Origin of the sequence: Acinetobacter sp. F9, assembly GCF_019195275.1 — a bacterium.
In the GTDB taxonomy this organism is placed as follows: Bacteria; Pseudomonadota; Gammaproteobacteria; order Pseudomonadales; family Moraxellaceae; genus Acinetobacter; species Acinetobacter pseudolwoffii.
This window is the reverse complement of sequence record NZ_CP078068.1, coordinates 1,642,432-1,659,778: the sequence shown is the minus strand read 5'-3', so window position 1 is coordinate 1,659,778 and position 17,347 is coordinate 1,642,432. Positions and strand designations below refer to the sequence as shown.

The window sequence follows — 17,347 nt, the reverse complement described above, 5'->3', positions numbered from 1 at the left end:
TTATGCAACAGGCAGCCGAGTTTCAGGTTAAGAATGGACAACTGATCGGTGCACGTCACATTCCCTCTCCCAATTTTAACCAGCGTCCGGACAATACCGAGATTCAGCTCATTGTGGTGCATAACATCAGTCTGCCACCCTCACAGTTTGGCGGCGGTTATATTGAACAGTTTTTTCAAAATCAACTGGATTGGTCAGTCCATCCCTATTTTCAAAGCATTGAAGGGATGCAGGTTTCGACCCATCTACTGATTTTACGTTCTGGTGAGGTACTGCAATTCGTCAATTTTAATGACCGTGCCTGGCATGCTGGACGTTCGACCTATTTGGGTAAAAAAGAATGTAATGATTATTCGATTGGCATCGAGCTGGAAGGCAGTGACGACTTGCCTTTTGAACCGGTACAGTATGCCGCCTTGATCAAAGTCACTGCCTGTTTGCAAGATTATTATCCTAAAATTCAGCAGCATATTGCCGGACATTCGGATATTGCCTCAGGCCGTAAGACCGATCCGGGACCGTATTTTAACTGGGCTGATTTTCGTCGCCAGTTACAGCATTATAAAAATACCTCAACCTCGCTTGAGGGATGCAATTAAGCAATGAACTTCTGACAGAGGTTTCATTACAATAGCCACAAATTTATACATTAGGTGAATAGGATGGCGCTTTGGCGTTCGACCGTCATTGTCAGTGCGATGACCATGTTGTCACGTGTACTGGGATTGGTTCGAGATATTGTTTTACTGAATGTCTTTGGTGCGGGTAAGGACTTCGATACCTTCGTGGTCGCATTTCGTATTCCAAACTTTTTCAGGCGCTTATTTGCTGAAGGGGCATTTTCACAGGCCTTTATTCCGGTTTTGACCGAATACAAAACCAGTCGTACCCATGCTGAAGTGCAGATTCTGATTAGCCGGGTATTTGGCTGTCTGGCAACGGTAATGAGTCTGCTGACCATGTTCGCAGTGATTGCTGCACCGTTGATCATGTATATCTATGCGCCCGGTTTCCATAGCGATCCTGAAAAATTTGCTTTGGCGACTGACATGTTCCGCCTGACCATTCCTTATTTACTGTTCATGTCACTGACGGCTTTTGCCAGCAGTATTCTGAACAGTTATGGTTCTTTTAGTACACCGGCCTTTGCACCGGTCTTACTCAATGTCGCCATGATTGCTGGTGCGCTCTGGCTAACTCCGCATATGGCAGAGCCGATTATGGCACTGGGCTGGGCAGTCATCATTGCCGGTATTTTACAGCTGGCGATTCAGATTCCTGAACTGTGGCGTAAAAACCTGCTGATCCCACCTAAAATTGACTTCAAGCATGAAGGCGTGGATCGCATCATGAAGTTGATGCTGCCGGCTTTATTTGGTGTATCCGTCACGCAGATTAACCTGCTGCTGAATACCATCTGGGCTTCATTTATGCAGGATGGTTCGGTGTCCTGGCTGTATAGTGCCGAGCGCATGACCGAGTTGCCGCTTGGCCTGATTGGTGTAGCGATTGGTACTGTCATTTTGCCATCTTTATCGGCACGACATACCGAGCAGAATCCGGAAAAATTCCGCGGCATGATGGACTGGGCCGCTAAAGTGATTGTAATGGCAGGTTTACCGGCCAGTATTGCCTTGTTTATGCTGTCGACCCCGATCATTCAGGCCCTGTTTGAACGTGGTCAGTTCAGCTTTGAAGATACCCAAATGACGGCTCTGGCGCTGCAATGTATGAGCGGTGGTGTGATTGCCTTTATGTTGATTAAAGTCTTTGCCCCGGGTTTCTATGCACAGCAGGATACCAAAACACCGGTGCGTGTCGGTCTGATGGCTGTGGCTGCCAATGCAATCCTGAACGTGATTTTTATCGGTATCTTCAAGCTGATTGACTGGGAAGCAGAACATATGGCACTGGCGCTGGCATCGACCGGTTCAGCCATGGTGAATGCCGGCCTGCTTTATTATTATCTGCATAAGCGTCATATTTTCCGCTTCGGCCCGCACTGGAAAAAAATCTTCCTGCAATTCATGTTTGCCAATGTGGTGATGATCGCAGCTTTGGCTTATGCCTTAAGTTGGTACAATGCCGATGTGTCGCAATGGATGCGTGTCGCAGAAGTACTCATCTTATGTGTCATTGGTGTGGTGGCCTATCTGGCGGCCTTGCTGGCGGCAGGTTTTAGACCGCGTCATTTAAAACCTTAAGTGAATATTGAACTTAATATTCGCTTAATAAAGCCATAAAAAAACAAGAGCCAGAAGGCTCTTGTTTTTTTCGAAGGATCATACTTGCTTCGACTCAATCTAAACTGAATCTAGACCTTACCGCGGGAAAGAAATCCAACGATCGCAAGAATCACCGCAATTACTAACAAGATAATTGCAAAATCCTTAGATAAGCCTGCTACTCCACCGAAACCAAGTAGACTCGCAATTAATGCAATAACAGCAAAAATAATAGCCCAGCGAAACATATATATTCTCCATGTGTTTTTATTTTCAAATTTAGTATAGAAATAAACGATTCCAGCGACTGTTAGTGTTTTGTTGACGAACTGTCTATGATTTAACAATAGTTTACGTGATGGTAATAAGAATTTGAGCGGTAGGTCTGCGCGGTTTGGGCTGCTATAATCAGCTGATTTTTGAGTGCGCCGACCTGATCATGACCGATACTTTACGTCCCGAATTTTGGAAAAACTATGGCCTTGCCGAACTCACGCAAGCCGAGTGGGAAGCCTTGTGTGATGGTTGCGGACTCTGTTGCCTGATTAAACTGGAAGATGAAGATACCCAGGAAGTCGCTTATACCAAAGTGGCCTGCAAACTGCTGGATTGTACGACTGCGCGTTGCTCCAATTATCCAGAGCGTTTGCACTATGTGCCAGACTGTATTCAGCTCACGCCAGAAAAATTGGAAACGATTCACTGGTTGCCTTCAAGCTGTGCTTATCGCCGGGTCGAGCAGGGCAAAAGCCTGCCATCCTGGCATTATCTGATCAGCGGTTCACGGGAAAGTGTGATTCAGGCACGCAAGTCGGCAGCAGGGCGCTGCCTGAGTGAAGCCGACATTCCTGAAGACGACATCGAAGACTATATCGTGCGTTGGGTGCGTTAATTTGCCGCGATAAGTAGCTATTGATTTGCCGGCTGCAGTAGGGCCTGAGCCGAAGCACCGGCCATCGGACGATAGAAATAAAAGCCTTGTCCAATCTGACAGTCACAATGGATCAGGGTATCGAGTTGTTCGGTATTTTCGATGCCTTCGACCAGAACATCCAAAGCAATACTGGAACCAATCTGGGTAATGGCTTTGACAATCGCCAAGGCGGACGGGTCACTGTTCATACGCTCGACGAAGTTGCGGTCAATTTTGATGCAATCCACCGGATAGTCTTGTAAACGGGTTAGTGAAGAATGTCCGGTGCCGAAATCATCCAGTGAGATCTGGATTCCGGCCTGTTTCAGTAGGTTCAGGGCCCGGATCACATAATTGGCACCATGCTCGGACAGGCTTTGTTCAGTAATTTCCAGTTCCACCTTATGCGCAGGAATATCAAAATTGGACAGGCGGGCCAACATTTTTTCAGCATAGTCATCGCGCAAAAATTCAACCGGTGCAGCATTGATTGAAATCGGTAACAGATCCAGTCCTTGGGCCTGCCAGCGACTCATATCGGCAAAGACTTTCAGTTGCATGGTTTCACTGATACGTGAGGCCAGCTCATAGTCCTGAAAGGCACCAAAAATCTCGGAAGGCAGTTGCACCTGCTGATCCTGATCTTGCCAGCGTAACAGTGCTTCAAAACCAATCACCACACCATCAGACAGACGGACTTTGGGTTGATAGTAGGGAATGATCTGATCGGCCAGAATAATCTTGCGGGCCAAAGTCAGCTGCTTGGTCATATTTTCCAGCGAACCACACATGTCCTGATTAAACATGCGGATGCCGCCACGACCACTATTTTTCAGATCATTTAAGGCAATGTCGGCACACTTCAACAGATTCGAGGTGTTCAGGGCATCACGTGGATAGATGGCACAGCCAATACTCATAGCACTGCTGATACTGTCGCCAATATAATTGATCGGTTGATCCAGCTGGCTATAGGCCAGTTGCGCCGTGGCCAGCAGCTGTTCTTCACTTTCCAGATTTTTCACCAGAACAGCAAATTCATCTCCACCCAAACGGGCCACAATGGTATTCGGGCCGAAACAGGCCTGGAAACGCTGACCCAGAACATGGAGTAGATGATCGCCAGCAATATGGCCCAAGGTGTCATTGATGTGCCGGAAATAATCCAGATCAATCAGCAGTAGACCCGCCTTGGTCTGCTGTTGTTGCGCTTTTAATAGCACCTGTTTAAAGGTTTTATAGAAGGTACTGCGATTATACAGACCAGTCAGTTCATCTCGTTTAATGGCTTCTTTTAAGCGGGTTTCTGCAATTTTTTGCTGACTGATATTGCGTGAGACACAGAGGATGCTTTGGGTAATATTGTGCTGATCCAGAATCGGGGTCAGCAGATGATCCCAATATTGGATTGGCTGGTCTTTGCTCTGAGTTTTGCTAGAAAAACGGCTATTTAAGCCTAGGACTGCCTGTTTCAGTGCACGTTGCGCAGATTTTCGGGCTTCAGGTGCTAAACGGTTCAGCCAGGACAAAGAACTGTCCTGATCTTGCGCTGTTGTTTCGCTTTCTGGTGTCAGACCGTCAGACTGGTTACTATGCCGAATCTGACCTTCAGGACTGATAATATGGATGCAGTCTGCGCTGGCATCCAGCATATTTTCCTGGGTTGAAACGATTTGAGACAGTTGTTGCTGGATTTCAAAATAATCATGTACATCGGTCAGTGAAACCGCCCACTGCAACACATCTTCCGGATCATGATGAAATTTTACCGCCAGCGTACACATGCGATAATGAGTATCGCTGCGTTTAATCCGGCATTGGGTTTCAAAATTCTGATGCTGATCCAGTGCCGCATGCCACAGCTTCGAAAACAGCTGTAAGTCCTCGGTATGAATGAAACTCTGCCACGATATATTGCCCGGTTCATTCAGGTTCACACCAAGATAATCGGTCATGGCGGCGTTAAAATAGTGCAGATGTGTTTTGCTACTGACCCAGAGAGGTTGGGGTAAGGCATCAATCAGTTTTTGAAGCTGAATTAATTCAGACAGATGAACAGGGGTTGAACTCAGTGATGTTGCCAGCAGAGGTTCCGACTGGCTCACAGCTCCCTGTTCAAATTTATCATGCTTCATGCATTCACCAATACAACCCAAAAAATACCCAAAGGGCGACATAAGTTTCTTTTAATTAGAATAAACAATATGAAAATTACACTGTAATTAATTCACAATTAATCATGTTCAAATTACTTGCTTTTATGAAGATTAATTCATTCAGAATTAAAAAAATAGAGGATTTCTACATAAATTAATTTTTTATGCTTTATGTTTGCAATCTTGGAATCAAAACTGCTGGTGTTAGAATGAGATCAGAATTTAGTTTGAGCCAATAATAACATGTCAGATAGTCATATCCCGCTTCCAGAACGCTTAAGACCACGTGACCTTGCAGAGATTATCGGGCAGGAACATTTACTGGGGGAACAGGCGCCCTTACGCCAGATGATTGATCAGGGTCATCTACCGTCGATTATTTTCTGGGGACCACCCGGCGTTGGAAAAACCACCATTGCCTTACTGTTGGCACAAGCGGTAGATCGGCCTTTTATCAGTCTGTCTGCCCTGAATACCGGAGTGAAAGAGCTGCGTGAAGTGATTGCCGATGGTGGTGATCTGCTGACGCCAGTGGTGTTTATTGATGAAATTCACCGCTTTAATAAATCCCAGCAGGATGCACTGTTAAATGCGGTCGAAAAAGGGAAAATTACCTTAATTGGTGCCACTACCGAAAACCCGTCTTTTGAAGTGAATAGTGCCTTATTGTCACGTTGTCAGGTGTATAGCCTGAATGCGTTGAGTGCGGAATCGATTCAGACTTTGCTCACACAAGCCTTGCAAAATGACCGTTTTTTGCAGGAACGACATATCCTGATTGAAGAATTTGATGCCTTGGTGCAGTTCGCAGCAGGTGATGCCCGTAAAGCATTGAATTTACTTGATCTGATTGCCAGTACTTTTGAACCGGATATGGAAAATATCATCACCAATGCAGGGGTGGTGAAAGTGGCACAGCAAAATATTGCCCGTTATGACAAGTCCGGTGAACAGCATTATGATCTGGTCTCGGCTTTTATAAAATCAATTCGCGGCAGTGATCCCGATGCAGCGCTGTACTGGATGGCACGCATGCTCAAAGGCGGTGAAGATCCGGTATTTATTGCCCGCCGTATGCTGATTGCAGCTTCTGAAGATATCGGTAATTCCAATCCGAATGCCTTATTGCTGGCGGGTGAATGTTTCCGTTCGGTGCAGGCCGTCGGCATGCCGGAATGCCGGATTATTTTAGGACAATGTGCGGTGTATTTAGCCACCAGTGCCAAAAGTAACAGCACCTATCTGGCAATTAACAAGGCGATGGAGCTTGCAGATAAAACCTCGAATTTGCCGGTGCCTTTGCATTTGAGAAATGCACCGACCAAGCTGATGAAAGAACAGGGCTACGGGGTGGATTATCTGTATCCGCATCATTATCCTGAGCATTTTGTGCTGCAAGACTATATGCCGCCAGAACTGAAAGATACCAAACTGTATGAGTCGGCACGCAATAAACGTGAAGTTGAAGGAGAGCGCTTACAGCAACGCCGTTGGCAACAACAGCAACAGCAGCAATAATATCAGTACACAAATAGATTAAACTCAGGCAAAAAAAGCCCAATTCAAGGCGAATTGGGCATAAATTAGGATGTTTTTTCAAGGGAGAGAACATCCTAGAGGGTAGGCGATCAATCTGGTCGGCAAACCTTGAGTTAAATCAATCAGCTCACTGATTTGCCTGGTATGTGATGATATTAAGCCATAGGCTTTCCAATGTAAAAACGATCATTTTCATCTGTAATATTTGTTTTTTCGATTAAAGCTTAAAAGGTCAATCTGGCCCAGCCACAAAAAATCAGGGATAAAAAAACCGAGCTGTTGAGCTCGGTTTTTTTGAAGCAATGGACTATGCCATTAGATATTGTCGAGGTTAATACCTAAACGGCCCGCAACTTCCTCATAGGCTTCAACCACACCGCCTAAACCTTGACGGAAACGATCTTTGTCCAGTTTTTTCTTGGTGTCTTTGTCCCATAGACGGCAACCGTCTGGAGAGAATTCATCACCCAAAACGATACGGTCATGGAATACACCGAATTCAAGTTTGAAGTCGACCAGAATCATGTTGCCGGCATCAAACAATGCTTTTAGCACATCATTGACTTGGTAAGTCAATTCTTTCATTTTTTCCAGTTGCTCAGCAGTCGCCCAACCTAAAGCAATCGCTTGCGATTCATTGACCATTGGATCGCCAAGCGCATCGTCTTTAAAGAACAATTCGAATGTAGATGGAGTCAGTTCTTTACCTTCTTCAACACCTAAACGGCGGCATAAAGAACCTGCTGCATAGTTACGAATCACACATTCAACCGGGATCATATCCAGTTTTTTCACCAGCACTTCATTTGGAGTCAGCAGCTTTTCAAAGTGAGTTTCAATACCCGCTTCTGCCAGCTTTTCCATGATGAAGGCGTTAAAACGGTTGTTCACCTTGCCTTTACGATCTAGTTGCTCGATTTTTTCGCCATTGAATGCAGAGGCATCATCTCGAAAGACTAAAATCAGATGGTCTGAACTGTCTGTGGTGTAGACAGATTTCGCTTTACCAGTATAGAGCAAGGTTTGTTTTAACATGAGGGAACCTTTTACAAAAAAAAATGCCTAGAAATGTCTAGGCTGGCCAATTTTGGTAAATCTGGTTGAGCAGTTCTGCGGCTTTTTCACGGTCGGCAAAACTGTTATCGGCATTGAACACAGCGAGGTTATTACTTGAACCGACAGAAGATAATCTTAATACATAGGTTTGCTGGTCGACCCGAATCGTGACTTCGTAACGGTTTTTATTCTGCGCAACGATGCTATGATTCAGGCTGCTGAGGGTGGCAAGCGTATATTGCCAAATTGTAGCAGAATTTCCGTCAATTTTAAGCAGCGGATTAAGATTTCCGTCTGTGACCAACTGTGGTTTACCAACAGCATTGCTTTCAGTCAGCTCAGCTTGAGCGGTGTTCTCAGTCTGGGCCTGAGGGCGTGGCAAGGCAAAACGGTTGCCACGCTGGTTTTCAAGCTTCGGTGCATTTTCAATTGCAAGCGGATCGACTGTTGGAGCAGGATACAATGGCGTTGCAGGACGTACCATGGCGCCTTCAGGATATTGTAAAGCGTCCAGAGTTGTAGTTTCTTTATAGTCTAAAGTGCCGTTATTAAAGGCCATTGAACTACAACCTGCCAAACTGAATACTGAAAGTGTAAGGCTAAGTCCTAAACGTAATTGCATAATCTTGTGCTCTTTTATTTAATAACGCCCGCTTCGACCAGTGCTTCATGAAGCGGAGCGCGATATTGTTCTGCAAGTGGTGTTAATGGAAGGCGAATGCCAGTACCAATTAAGCCCATGTCATGGAGTGCCCATTTCACAGGAATTGGGTTTGATTCGCAAAATAAAATATTGTGTAAATTTGCAACCTGAGCATTTAACTGTTCAGCGTCTGTAGCATTACCTGTAATGGCAGCGGCACACACTTCACTCATGGCTTTCGGAGCCACATTCGCTGTGACCGAGATATTGCCTTTGGCGCCATGACCCATCAGCTGATATGCCGTTGCATCATCACCTGAGTAGACCACCATGTCTTTGTCTTTCAGACCTTGCAAGAGTTCAGCACCACGCGGTACATCACCCGTCGCATCTTTAATCCCGACGATTTGTGGAATATCGGCCAGACGAATCACGGTTTCATTCAGCATGTCGACACCGGTACGGCCAGGGACATTATACAGAATCTGCGGAAGATCGACCGCTTCAGCCACAGCTTTATAATGCTGGTACAAGCCTTCCTGGGTCGGTTTGTTATAATAAGGCGTCACCAGAAGAGCAGCATCGGCGCCGAGCTCTTTGGCTTCACGGGTAAGTTGGATGGCTTCACGGGTCGAGTTTGCGCCTGTGCCGGCAATAATAGGAATACGTTTGTTGGCCACACGAATGATTTCTTTGATCACCTGGGTGTGTTCACTCATGCTCAGGGTCGAGGCTTCGCCTGTCGTTCCAACGGCAACAATACTGTTGGTGCCCTCTGCAATATGCCATTCAACCAGCTTCTCGAGACCCTTCCAATCTACGCTGCCATCTTCAAACATAGGGGTGACGATTGCGACTATGGAACCTTGAATGGTCTGTGCTTGCTGAGTCATTTTAAAAAACTATCCTATTTGTCCATCCGAAAGGAATGAGAAAACATAAATTGGGATGGATTTGTATTTTGATTTATAGCAAATTCAATGGACTTGCGCTGAATTGAAGATTGCTTATGCAAATTATGACTGATCAAACGCATAAGAACAATATGCTTTAGTCAAAGCCACTCAATTCTTTATACAAAGCCTTTTGAAAACAATCAAGTAATAAATTAGATGATTTATCCGGCGAAATACTGTGGTCAAACTGCGACTTAAGTCCCGGCTCAGCAAGATATTATGGAATTTTGTCTGCAAAATTAGCTCGATTTGAGTAAAAATCTCGGCCAAGTCGTGAATTTCGTTGTTTTAGCTGCTGAATTAATATTTTTATTGGATGAATCTATATGTAAAACATCTTTGTCTGGAGGCTAAGCTGATGTAAACAGGTTGAAAAATTGAATCTATTAATCTTTTTTTAATATCAATGAATTGCATAATATTTTTCTAATCGGTTGGTTTTTTAACTTGATGTATAAGTCTTAAAGCATAAATTGTGAATTTTAAAACTTTTGGATTAATTGCTTTTGCGACTTTATCTCAAGGTCTATTGCATGGAGCTGCTTCAGCTGCTGTGGGGATATCCAAGTAAAACGTTCAACTTATTGATAGTTATTTCTGCGCTCAGGCTCATAGATGATGGTCTTTCTTTTGTAACGCTGATTGAACAAGGATAATCCAATGGAAAAATCAGACAATAAGCATGCTATCGTCACGGTCGCCATCTGTTTTCTGATAGCGGTGATTGAAGGCTTGGATATTCAGGCTGCTGGTATTGCTGCAGCCGGTGTGCGTGAACACTTCGGTCTCGATAGTTCCCAGTTGGGTGTGTTTTTTAGTGCAGGGATTCTGGGTTTATTACCCGGTGCACTGATCGGCGGTCGATTTGCAGACCGTATCGGCCGTAAGAAAGTGTTGATCTGGTCGACAGCAACATTTGCCATATTCACTTTATGTACAGTTTGGGTCAATAGCTTTAACAGTCTGCTGGCAGTACGTTTTCTGGCCGGAGCAGGTCTGGGCGGTGCGATGCCGATTCTCATCACACTCGCTTCTGAAGCGGTATCGCCGCAAAATCGTGGTCGTGCAGTCGGCTTGATGTATTGCGGTATGCCTGTGGGTGCTGCGATTTTATCTTTAATTGCTGCGACTGAATTTGGTGCCAACTGGAAAAATGTTTTCTATCTGGGCGGCTTGTTACCGATTTTTGCAATTCCATTGATGATGCTATTTTTGCCTGAATCGAAGGAATACCTGAAAACACAGAACAAAACTGCAGCAGAACTTGCCGTTGCACCACAAGGTTCATTTAAGGACCTGTTTAATTCGGACAACCTGTTACGTACCATGTGCATCTGGATCAGCTACTTCTTCACGCTGATGGTGGTTTACATCATGCTGAGCTGGTTACCCTCATTGTTTATGGAACTTGGCTTTACCCGTAAGGACGGTTCAACCGCACAGTTCTACTTCATGGTTACGGCGACGATTGGTACAATTATCCTGGGTATGCTGACCGATCGCTGGAAAAAAGCGTATGTGATCCTGTTGATGTACGGCGGTATTCTTGCAGGTCTATTGGCACTAAATGGTGCAAGCTCACTGAACCAGATGTATATGGCAGCAGCATTGGCAGGTGCCTTCGTAATTGGCTGTCAGGGTGTACTTTATGCCTTCGGTAGTATCGTGTATCCAACAGAAGTGCGCGGTACCGGTGTCGGTGTTGCTTCTGCAGTCGGTCGTATTGGTGCCATGCTAGGCCCAGTCATCGCAGGTCAGCTCCTGGTGGCAGGTTTTGGTGCCGCAGGGGTAATTACAGCCGCAATCCCATGTATCATCATCTCTGCACTGTGTATGCTATTCCTGGTGAACCGTACCAAAGTGTAATAAGCCAAGATTTGAAAAAGCCTGCTTTTGCAGGCTTTTTTGTGTTTAAAATTCAAGGAATCAGATCCGCAGTGCGGTTAAAAACAGGCAGAATCAGAATATGCAGTCACAGGGTTTTTAGCAGTCGCTCTAAAAATCCGATAACAATTTGCGCTATGCTTGGACATAAATCGAGATTTCAATGGATGAAAATACATGCAAAATAATATCGCTTTGCTGGTCGTAGATGTACAAAGAGGATTTACCCCAGGGGGTAATCTGGCAGTGGCCAATGCTGACCAGATTATCCCCAATATCAATTTATTGGGGCAGTATTTTCAAAATATTATCCTGACGCAGGACTGGCATCCAGAAAACCATATTTCTTTTGCAGACAATCACCCCGCTAAAGCGGCTTATGACAGCATTCAGCTGGATTATGGCACTCAGGTTTTATGGCCAAAGCATTGTGTGCAGGGGACAGTAGATGCCGAGTTGCATCCGGATTTAAATTTACCGCAAGCGCAACTGATTATTCGCAAGGGTTTTGATTCCCGGATTGACAGTTATTCCGCCTTTATGGAAGCAGATCAGAAAACCACAACAGGTTTGGCCGGCTATCTGCGTGAACGTGGTATTGATACGGTATTTGTGGTTGGGATTGCTACCGATTTCTGTGTGGCTTGGACCGCCATCGATGCCTGCAAACTGGGCTTTAAGACCTTTGTCATTGCCGATGCCAGCAAGGGCATTGATCTCAATGGTTCCTTGCAACATGCTTGGCAAGATATGCTGGCGCATGGGGTAAAACGCATCTATATCAAAGATATCGTTCAGCCGGTTTAAAATTTTATCATGATGCGCTTCGGATATTTATTTGATCTTCGGCGCATTTAAATCTTCAGATTTCTGGTATTGAGAGATGCCTGTTTTATCTTGTTATTATTCTCCCTTTGTACCCCTGGATGAACCCCATGTCAGCCTTGCTCCAGTTTAGCCAATTTGTCCAAAAAACCTTTGCTTTATGGGTGCTGCTGTTTTCCGGCATTGCCTTAATGCTGCCCGAGGGCTTTGTCTGGTTACGCGCTTATATTCCATGGATGCTGGGCATCATCATGTTTGGTATGGGCATGACCATGACCGTAGGCGATTTTAAAAGTGTGCTACAAAGTCCGAAAGCTGTCGGGATTGGGGTCGTGGCCCAGTTTGTAGTGATGCCGGGTCTGGCTTTTCTCTTGTGTCAATTGTTCCAGTTGCCGCCGGAAATTGCGATCGGGGTGATACTGGTCGGTTGCTGTCCGGGTGGCACTGCCTCCAATGTCATTACCTATATGGCCAAAGGCAATACTGCTCTGTCTGTGGCCTGTACTTCCGTCTCAACCTTATTGGCTCCGATTCTGACCCCTGCGATTTTTTATCTCTTGGCCAGCCAATGGATCGAGATCAATGCCTTATCCATGCTGGTGTCGATTCTACAAGTGGTGCTATTTCCAATTCTTCTGGGCTTGATTGTACGGGGCCTGCTCAAGCAAAAAGTAAATGCCTATATTCAGGTGATGCCGCTGATTTCTGTGATTGCCATTGTCGCGATTGTGGCAGCGATTATTGCCGGCAGCAAAGCTCAGATTTTGCAATCCGGATTATTGATCTTGGGAGTTGTGGCCTTGCATAATGGTCTCGGTTATTTGCTGGGTTATTGGGCCAGTCGTATCTTTAAGCTGGCGGAAATAGACTGTCGTGCGGTATCGATTGAGGTGGGAATGCAGAATTCGGGTCTGGGTGTGGCTTTGGCTGCGACCCATTTTGCAGCTTCTCCACTTACGGCTTTGCCCAGTGCGATCTTTAGCTTATGGCACAATATTTCAGGGCCAGCTCTGGCCACCTATTGGGCAGCCAAAAGCAGGGCAACGACATTAGAGCCAAAGCAAAATCTGGATACAGACAGCTAGAGTTTTAAAATGCGGCAGTGATTTTAATTGCTGCAAGGCGCTGAATAATAAAACTTGACCAGTAACAGCTTGAAAATTCTGCGCATAAAAAAGCCCGATTTAAAGTCGGGCTTTGTACTGTACAACCTTTATGAGGCTTTGGACTGTTTGGATTTTAAAATCTCGGTTCTAAAAGTCTGTGCCAGTTCAGCCGTTTCTGCATCCATGCCATTCACTACAAAGGCATGACGGGTCAGGACATTGGTTGGATTCGGCATGCTCACCAGCTGGAAATGTTCGCTCACATCTTTCAGCAAGCTATTCGGGACATGTAAGGCACTTTCTTTTGCGACCAGGTGCTGGCTAAGACGCTCAGAGGCCTGCACCGAGCTGAGCTGCATCTCCTCGACTTTAGACGCAATTGCACTACGGGTTTGTAGTACAAAACGTTTTTCTTCACGATAGCGTTTATACAGTACTTCCGAGAGTAACTGGAATACCGCACTGATCATGGTCAGGCAGGCCAAGGCATTTGGCTTGTCTGCCGCAATGCTGATAGTGGCACCTTTTTCATCAAATTTATGCACAGTACTAATATCACTGCCATTCAGTTTGTAGCGCTGCACACAGAGTTCAGTGGCTTTATTCAGGAAAATCTGACACAGGTTGAAATAAGGCACCGATACGGTTTTATTCACGCTATCGAGTAACTGTTTTGGATCATAGAACTGGATATTCAAGCTCAGGCTATCGCTTTCTAGTACAGCTGGCTTATGTTCTTTTTCTTTGGCTTTATTTTTTACTGCCTGCTGGGCTTGGGCAATGGCCAGTGCAGCATTGTGCTTTTCCTGTTCCAGAGCTTGGGTCAGGGTCTGAATCTCGAATTTCAAACGGGATTCGTTGTTAATGCGTGCCAGATATTCGGTTCGGCTAGGACGCGCGATCGCGCGGTATGCCACCCAAATCAAAGCATGAATAATGAAAGAGAACAGAATCGCCAGCCATTGCGTCCGCAGAATTTCACCCATACTTGGCTCAATCAGGGTGATTTCAATCAGACCAACTTTTTTCTCGTTTTGCAGTGCATCACGGACAAAAACTTCACCATCACGAGTTTTGGTCAGTCCACCGGTGGCTAAAACCTGACCTTTCGCATCCAGAATTCGAATCGAAGCCACACTCGGGTTGGTCGCATAACGATTTGCCAGCAAAGCCAGGGAAACACGATTGGCCGGTTCCAGCTCGGACAGGCTGTCTGTCACCAGTTGACTGGTGATCAGCTGCCCCTGACTGGTGCGGTTTTCATTCAGTTGGTGAGTGGTTGCCAATACCAGTAAAAAGGTATGCAGAGCAAAACTTACAATCAATAGGCTAGCAAATAGCCCTTGTCTAGGCGCATTCAACGTAAACTTCCAAGGCAATTCTGTTCAATTTCGATTATGATTCTAACAATAGTTGTAGCTCAGACCCGAGTCAATTCATGCGAGAAATCATTCTTATATCATTTTTAGGACCTGACCAGCCTAATCAATTTACACGATTAATGCAGGTTTTGTCCGCCCATTCCCTACAGATTTTAGATGTGGGGCAAGCGGTTATTCATAATCAGTTAACCTTAGGTATTGTTGTAGCGTCTGATGACCAGACGGCGACAGCATTAGCCATGAAGGAAATCCTGATTCTAGCACATGATATCGGGTTAACTGTGCGCTTTAAACCGATCTCTGCGACTGAATATGATCAGTGGGTCAAAGAGGGTGGGCGCACACGTTATATCGTAACGGCATTGGCCCCTGAATTAAATGCCTCTCATTTGCAGGCCGTGACCCAGATTGTCTCGGCTCAGGGTTTTAATATTGAAACCGTAACCCGTCTGTCTGGCCGTCCGGCCCTGGATGGCAGCAGTACCGGTCCGAAACGTGCCTGTATCGAATTTGGTTTAAAAGGACAAATGCTGGATGCCGCAGCCATGCGTGCTGCCTGTTTGCGTTTATCCAGTGAACTGAATGTCGATGTTGCGGTTCAGGAAGACAATGCCTATCGCCGTAACCGCCGTCTGGTCTGCTTTGATATGGACTCGACCCTGATCGAACAGGAAGTGATTGATGAACTGGCGATTGAAGCAGGAGTCGGTGCGCAGGTTGCTGAAATCACCGAACGCGCCATGCAAGGTGAACTTGATTTTCAGGCCAGTTTCCGTGCCCGTGTGGCTTTATTGAGAGGCATGGATGCATCGGTACTGCCGAAAATTGCCGAGCGCCTGACCATTACCGAGGGTGCTGAACGCCTGATTTCGACTTTGAAAGCATTGGGTTACCGTACTGCAATTCTGTCGGGTGGTTTTCAGTACTTTGCCGAATATCTGCAAGGCAAACTGGATATTGATGAAGTGCATGCCAATGCGCTTGATGTTCAGGATGGTGTAGTCACGGGTGAAGTCAAAGGTCATATTGTCGATGGCGCGCGCAAAGCTTTATTGCTTGGCGAAATTGCCAAAGAGATGGGAATTTCACTGGAACAGACCATTGCAGTCGGTGATGGTGCCAATGACTTGCCAATGTTATCGATTGCAGGACTCGGTGTGGCTTTCCGTGCCAAGCCACTGGTGCGTCAAAATGCCACTCAGGCGATTTCCAGTGTGGGACTGGACGGGGTACTGTATCTGCTCGGGGTACACGATAAAGACCTGAATCAGGCATAAACACTCTTTTTGATAGAATAAACGCGACCTCAGGGTCGCGTTTTTTGATTGTCTTTGAACCAGGGTGACCAAGCCAGCAGAGAAGGTTGACTATAAAAACATCGATCATCTTAAACGAAAAAATAATTTTTTCAGTCAATAACAGCCCTGATAATTTTGTAATGACACGCCAACATTGACGCAGTCATTGATCCACAAAAATGCCAAAAGCAAAAAATGTAATGACAATATAATATCGCGACAAAGTATGTCGTGAGACCAGATCACAGGACTTTTTTTATGCAAAAAACTCAGCATAATGCAGGCATAGAGATACAAATCAACAGATTCCATTTTATTGATTGAACGAAATTCAATAGATAGAACCGTTGCAATATCAAACAGGCAAACTATCTATTTGGATGGAGGGGTTTATATGGTAACAGCGAATTTAGCAACGATCGTGGGCTTCAGTTTAGTCGCTGCAGCTGTAGTTGCTGTGTTCTTCTCGCCTTATCGTCGCTGGTTAAGTTTTATGGCAGCCGGGATGTTGGTCTGGGGCTTGATTGAGATGATTCGTGTAGGCACACAAGCCTGGTTTGATCTGCCAATGACCTATAGCTATCTGAGTGCATTGACAGCAGTCATGATGGTGGTCACTTTCTTATTATTGCGTGAAGACCGTCGTGCAGAGCGTGCCTTGGCAAAACGCCGTTGTATCGAACATACGCCAGTCTATGAAGATGATCAGCAGCAGCTTTCGAGCCGTTAAGTCTACAAATCGCAAAGAAAAAATGCACCCACGGGTGCATTTTTTAGCTTAGAAATATGATACAAACTGCTTAATCAACCTAGCCAAGAATTATGCTAGGATATTTGTCAATTTTCGTACAATTAGAATAGGCATCCTCCATGAAACTGTCGTCCATTCCTGTGTTAAAACTTCCTCTTATTGATATGAGTACAGATCCACTGGACTTGTTGGTCGCGGGTCTGGCTTTACGTATGAAGCAATTGGCACGTACCAGCCCAAAATTTATTGAACTGGTACATGAGCGTCAATTCCGGATCCAGATTGGCACAGATGAAGGTATGGCACGTCAGATCATTGTCAATAATGGCCAGATTGATACGGTTTCAGGTGATGCAGAGAAAGCAGATTTTGTATTGCAGTTTGCTGATAGTGAACAGGGTGTAAAGACCTTGGTCAAAGGTGACCCGACAGCATTCATGACCGGTATGCAAAATGGCACCATCAAAATGGAAGGTGACTTTGGCCTGCTGGTCTGGTTTAACCAGGTGGCGAAGATGATTCCACCCAAATTGCCCAAACCGGTCAAAGAAAAAATTAAATTTGCCCGGGCGTTTATTAAAGAAAAAACGGGTAAATAAAACTCTGCTCCTGA

At 45.5% G+C, this 17,347-nt stretch carries 16 protein-coding genes; 10 read left to right on the top strand and 6 right to left on the bottom strand.

Going from position 1 to position 17,347, the window contains the following annotated elements; translation table 11 throughout:
- Window positions 1-2 precede the first annotated feature (2 nt).
- Window positions 3-599, top strand: a complete 597-nt coding sequence (gene ampD / locus KT990_RS07905) for a 1,6-anhydro-N-acetylmuramyl-L-alanine amidase AmpD (protein ID WP_218208587.1) — start codon at window positions 3-5, stop codon at window positions 597-599.
- Between the two features lie 54 nt (window positions 600-653).
- Window positions 654-2,204, top strand: a complete 1,551-nt coding sequence (gene murJ / locus KT990_RS07900; protein WP_171255753.1) for a murein biosynthesis integral membrane protein MurJ — start codon at window positions 654-656, stop codon at window positions 2,202-2,204.
- A 110-nt stretch (window positions 2,205-2,314) separates the two neighbouring features.
- Here the strand turns inward: murJ and KT990_RS07895 are convergent, their stop codons facing one another.
- The gene (locus tag KT990_RS07895) at window positions 2,315-2,473 is read right to left on the bottom strand and encodes a DUF1328 domain-containing protein (protein ID WP_004647174.1); all 159 of its coding nucleotides are present in this window, start codon (window positions 2,471-2,473) and stop codon (window positions 2,315-2,317) included.
- A gap of 188 nt (window positions 2,474-2,661) precedes the next feature.
- Between KT990_RS07895 and KT990_RS07890 the strand changes: the two genes are divergently transcribed.
- Window positions 2,662-3,117, top strand: coding sequence for a YcgN family cysteine cluster protein (locus KT990_RS07890; RefSeq protein ID WP_171063370.1), 456 nt, complete (start codon window positions 2,662-2,664; stop codon window positions 3,115-3,117).
- A 17-nt stretch (window positions 3,118-3,134) separates the two neighbouring features.
- Here the strand turns inward: KT990_RS07890 and KT990_RS07885 are convergent, their stop codons facing one another.
- Window positions 3,135-5,273 (bottom strand): bifunctional diguanylate cyclase/phosphodiesterase, encoded by a 2,139-nt coding sequence (locus tag KT990_RS07885; RefSeq protein WP_074383824.1) that lies wholly within the window; start codon window positions 5,271-5,273, stop codon window positions 3,135-3,137.
- A gap of 264 nt (window positions 5,274-5,537) precedes the next feature.
- Between KT990_RS07885 and KT990_RS07880 the strand changes: the two genes are divergently transcribed.
- Window positions 5,538-6,812 (top strand): replication-associated recombination protein A, encoded by a 1,275-nt coding sequence (locus KT990_RS07880; RefSeq protein ID WP_005173345.1) that lies wholly within the window; start codon window positions 5,538-5,540, stop codon window positions 6,810-6,812.
- A gap of 336 nt (window positions 6,813-7,148) precedes the next feature.
- Here KT990_RS07880 and purC read toward each other — a convergent pair whose 3' ends face one another.
- Genes purC through dapA form a run of 3 tightly spaced genes read right to left on the bottom strand, consistent with a single transcriptional unit; the run spans window position 7,149 to window position 9,425 of the window.
- Window positions 7,149-7,868, bottom strand: a complete 720-nt coding sequence (gene purC / locus KT990_RS07875) for a phosphoribosylaminoimidazolesuccinocarboxamide synthase (RefSeq protein WP_005173343.1) — start codon at window positions 7,866-7,868, stop codon at window positions 7,149-7,151.
- Between the two features lie 37 nt (window positions 7,869-7,905).
- Window positions 7,906-8,511 carry a lipoprotein-34 precursor (NlpB) gene (locus tag KT990_RS07870; protein WP_100329542.1) on the bottom strand — a complete coding sequence of 202 codons (606 nt, stop codon included), beginning with the start codon at window positions 8,509-8,511 and terminating at the stop codon, window positions 7,906-7,908.
- 14 nt (window positions 8,512-8,525) lie between these two features.
- Window positions 8,526-9,425, bottom strand: coding sequence for a 4-hydroxy-tetrahydrodipicolinate synthase (gene dapA / locus KT990_RS07865; RefSeq protein WP_005173340.1), 900 nt, complete (start codon window positions 9,423-9,425; stop codon window positions 8,526-8,528).
- A 723-nt stretch (window positions 9,426-10,148) separates the two neighbouring features.
- On the opposite strand from dapA, the gene mhpT reads away from it, so the two are divergent.
- From mhpT to KT990_RS07850, 3 genes are all read left to right on the top strand, one after another.
- Window positions 10,149-11,354 carry a 3-(3-hydroxy-phenyl)propionate transporter MhpT gene (gene mhpT, locus KT990_RS07860; protein WP_100329541.1) on the top strand — a complete coding sequence of 402 codons (1,206 nt, stop codon included), beginning with the start codon at window positions 10,149-10,151 and terminating at the stop codon, window positions 11,352-11,354.
- A gap of 195 nt (window positions 11,355-11,549) precedes the next feature.
- Window positions 11,550-12,179, top strand: a complete 630-nt coding sequence (gene pncA / locus KT990_RS07855) for a bifunctional nicotinamidase/pyrazinamidase (RefSeq protein WP_218208586.1) — start codon at window positions 11,550-11,552, stop codon at window positions 12,177-12,179.
- Between the two features lie 128 nt (window positions 12,180-12,307).
- Window positions 12,308-13,282, top strand: coding sequence for a bile acid:sodium symporter family protein (locus KT990_RS07850; RefSeq protein ID WP_180001042.1), 975 nt, complete (start codon window positions 12,308-12,310; stop codon window positions 13,280-13,282).
- Between the two features lie 128 nt (window positions 13,283-13,410).
- On the opposite strand, the gene KT990_RS07845 is transcribed toward KT990_RS07850, so the two are convergent.
- Complete coding sequence (locus KT990_RS07845) at window positions 13,411-14,664, bottom strand: hypothetical protein (protein ID WP_005173336.1); 1,254 nt, start codon at window positions 14,662-14,664, stop codon at window positions 13,411-13,413.
- Window positions 14,665-14,741: 77 nt separating this feature from the next.
- Here KT990_RS07845 and serB point away from each other — a divergent pair, with 77 nt between their 5' ends.
- The 3 genes from serB (at window position 14,742) to KT990_RS07830 (ending at window position 17,333) form a co-directional block, all read left to right on the top strand.
- The gene (gene serB / locus KT990_RS07840; protein ID WP_005173334.1) at window positions 14,742-15,962 is read left to right on the top strand and encodes a phosphoserine phosphatase SerB; all 1,221 of its coding nucleotides are present in this window, start codon (window positions 14,742-14,744) and stop codon (window positions 15,960-15,962) included.
- 415 nt (window positions 15,963-16,377) lie between these two features.
- Window positions 16,378-16,713: a ciprofloxacin tolerance protein AciT gene (gene aciT / locus KT990_RS07835; RefSeq protein WP_074383829.1), complete on the top strand. Its 336-nt coding sequence runs from the start codon at window positions 16,378-16,380 to the stop codon at window positions 16,711-16,713.
- Window positions 16,714-16,853: 140 nt separating this feature from the next.
- Complete coding sequence (locus tag KT990_RS07830; protein ID WP_218208585.1) at window positions 16,854-17,333, top strand: SCP2 sterol-binding domain-containing protein; 480 nt, start codon at window positions 16,854-16,856, stop codon at window positions 17,331-17,333.
- Window positions 17,334-17,347 lie beyond the last annotated feature (14 nt).

Bases quoted from the DNA above. Each gene is read 5' to 3' on its own strand.
- KT990_RS07885 (WP_074383824.1), bottom strand. From the start codon at position 5,273: ATGAAGCATGATAAATTTGAACAGGGAGCTGTGAGCCAGTCGGAACCT.
- serB (WP_005173334.1), top strand. From the start codon at position 14,742: ATGCGAGAAATCATTCTTATATCATTTTTAGGACCTGACCAGCCTAAT.
- ampD (WP_218208587.1), top strand. From the start codon at position 3: ATGCAACAGGCAGCCGAGTTTCAGGTTAAGAATGGACAACTGATCGGT.
- pncA (WP_218208586.1), top strand. From the start codon at position 11,550: ATGCAAAATAATATCGCTTTGCTGGTCGTAGATGTACAAAGAGGATTT.
- KT990_RS07880 (WP_005173345.1), top strand. From the start codon at position 5,538: ATGTCAGATAGTCATATCCCGCTTCCAGAACGCTTAAGACCACGTGAC.
- purC (WP_005173343.1), bottom strand. From the start codon at position 7,868: ATGTTAAAACAAACCTTGCTCTATACTGGTAAAGCGAAATCTGTCTAC.
- KT990_RS07830 (WP_218208585.1), top strand. From the start codon at position 16,854: ATGAAACTGTCGTCCATTCCTGTGTTAAAACTTCCTCTTATTGATATG.
- KT990_RS07895 (WP_004647174.1), bottom strand. From the start codon at position 2,473: ATGTTTCGCTGGGCTATTATTTTTGCTGTTATTGCATTAATTGCGAGT.
- aciT (WP_074383829.1), top strand. From the start codon at position 16,378: ATGGTAACAGCGAATTTAGCAACGATCGTGGGCTTCAGTTTAGTCGCT.
- KT990_RS07850 (WP_180001042.1), top strand. From the start codon at position 12,308: ATGTCAGCCTTGCTCCAGTTTAGCCAATTTGTCCAAAAAACCTTTGCT.
- KT990_RS07870 (WP_100329542.1), bottom strand. From the start codon at position 8,511: ATGCAATTACGTTTAGGACTTAGCCTTACACTTTCAGTATTCAGTTTG.
- dapA (WP_005173340.1), bottom strand. From the start codon at position 9,425: ATGACTCAGCAAGCACAGACCATTCAAGGTTCCATAGTCGCAATCGTC.
- mhpT (WP_100329541.1), top strand. From the start codon at position 10,149: ATGGAAAAATCAGACAATAAGCATGCTATCGTCACGGTCGCCATCTGT.